Genomic DNA, 1,638 nt, shown 5'->3' on the forward strand with positions numbered 1-1,638 from the left:
TCACGCTGGTTTGCGATACTGGCACTTTCGCCTTGCAGGTCATCGTCCTTTGACAGCCTGCAATAGACCGCTGCACGATAGCCCCCGGCAAGTGCCTTTCCGATTGTTCTGTATTCCATTTCGTTCATCATAGCCATTTACCCACACAATCCAGACGGTATCTGGCTCTTTTGAACCTCATCTTCATTATAGCTTATATCTTTCTTTTTAGCAAGATATTCTTTTGTATTTGTCTTTCCGTATTTCTGGGAAATCAGGCTGACGAACACATCAGTGGCGTCCAGTTCCCCGTCAAACACCGTTGTAACATGAATCTCTGTTTTGTTTTTTGCCATAGGCAGTTATCCTCCATACATGAAAATAGCCAGACAGAGGGTGTCGGCAACGAAGTCCGGCAACGGGCTTCAAAAGACCTTGCAAGTTGTTATAAGGGAGAAAAGCCCGGAAATAAAGGTTTTTCCCCGGCAACCGGCTCGGCAACGGGATAGCAACAGGGGGTGCAACGGGCTGTCCTTTTCAGAATGGAAGCTCCATCTGTTCTGTGACCTCCACAAAACCGTCCATCGTTTTTTCAGACGGGTTGCTTAAGTCCGTTGCCGGGTTTTCACGCTCCCAGCCCTTTTGTCTGCCATATTCTGAAAACATTCTTGGGTTCGGGAAGTACCTCCAGCCGGAAATGCACTGGTTCATAATCTCGTTGATTTCCCGGATTTCCCATTGCTTCGGCTCGTCAAAAGCATGGTTCAAGGCTTCCTTGTAGATCTGCTTGGAGCAGACCATGCTCCCGGTGTACTTATCAAGATACGCCTGTATCATCCCTGCTTTGGTGTCCTCCGGCATAAAATCCCGCTGGTGTTCTTTGAGATAGCGCTGCATGGCGGGGCTGAAAGCCAGCTTGAACCTGCCGCTTCGGTAAATCTCCATCGCTTCCGCCCACATCTGCTCGATATAGGCTCTGGAAGCAGCTTCGTCCTCCAAAATGTGAACCTCGGCTTGCTCCGGGTACACCATGACGGGGATAAAGCGGCGGTTGCCGGAACGGTCAAGGGGCAGGAAGTCCAGGGCATTGGAAGTGCCGCCAAACACGCACTGACGGGGGCGGTCTGCCGGGTGGGTTTCATAAGGTATCTTGTAAACCTCTTTCTGCCGGCTTAAAAATGACTTGATTTCCTCAATGCTCTTGGCGTTGGCGGTTGCCATCATTTCCGACATTTCGATAATCCAGTGACCTTGCAGCTTGCGGTACACATTGTCATCGTCCAGCTTCCGCAAATCATCGGAGAACCACTCGTCCCGGACTGCCAGCAGACGGAAGAAAGTGGACTTGCCAGCCCCCTGACCGCCGACCAGACAGAGCATGATTTCAAACTTGCACCCCGGCTGAAAGGCTCGTGAGATTGCACCCATCAGGAACAGCTTCAACGCTTCATAGGTGTAATCGTCTGCGTCAGCCCCCAGAAAGTGCCGCAGGCAGAAACGGATTCGCTCTGTCCCGTCCCACACAAGGGTATTGAGATAGTCCCGGATGGGATGGTACTTGTTTTCATTCGCCACAATCCCGATGGCGTTATCAATCTTTTTCTCATTGGTAAGCCCGTAGGTTTCTTCCAGATAGAGAAGCAGATACTTCATGTCCGT

Annotated in this window: 3 protein-coding genes; 1 reads left to right on the plus strand and 2 read right to left on the minus strand. The window is 50.9% G+C overall.

Annotated elements, in window-relative coordinates:
* Window positions 1-137: 137 nt before the first annotated feature.
* On the minus strand, window positions 138-335 hold the full coding sequence (locus tag GPK49_RS09415) for a hypothetical protein (RefSeq protein ID WP_002304371.1): 198 nt from the start codon (window positions 333-335) through the stop codon (window positions 138-140).
* On the opposite strand from GPK49_RS09415, the gene GPK49_RS13055 reads away from it, so the two are divergent.
* Window positions 309-488 carry a tweety protein gene (locus tag GPK49_RS13055; protein WP_318283892.1) on the plus strand — a complete coding sequence of 60 codons (180 nt, stop codon included), beginning with the start codon at window positions 309-311 and terminating at the stop codon, window positions 486-488. The genes GPK49_RS09415 and GPK49_RS13055 overlap by 27 nt on opposite strands.
* 28 nt (window positions 489-516) lie before the next feature.
* Here the strand turns inward: GPK49_RS13055 and GPK49_RS09420 are convergent.
* Window positions 517-1,638 (minus strand): virulence-associated E family protein (locus GPK49_RS09420; RefSeq protein ID WP_318283893.1); only part of this gene is annotated, 1,122 nt, incomplete at its 5' end.

This window comes from Clostridium sp. MCC345 (assembly GCF_018785345.1).
Classification (GTDB): domain Bacteria; phylum Bacillota; class Clostridia; order Lachnospirales; family Anaerotignaceae; genus Anaerotignum_A; species Anaerotignum_A faecicola.

Excerpts from the sequence above, each read along its gene's own strand:
- GPK49_RS13055 (WP_318283892.1), top strand. The coding sequence starts at position 309 with ATGAATCTCTGTTTTGTTTTTTGCCATAGGCAGTTATCCTCCATACAT.
- GPK49_RS09415 (WP_002304371.1), bottom strand. The coding sequence starts at position 335 with ATGGCAAAAAACAAAACAGAGATTCATGTTACAACGGTGTTTGACGGG.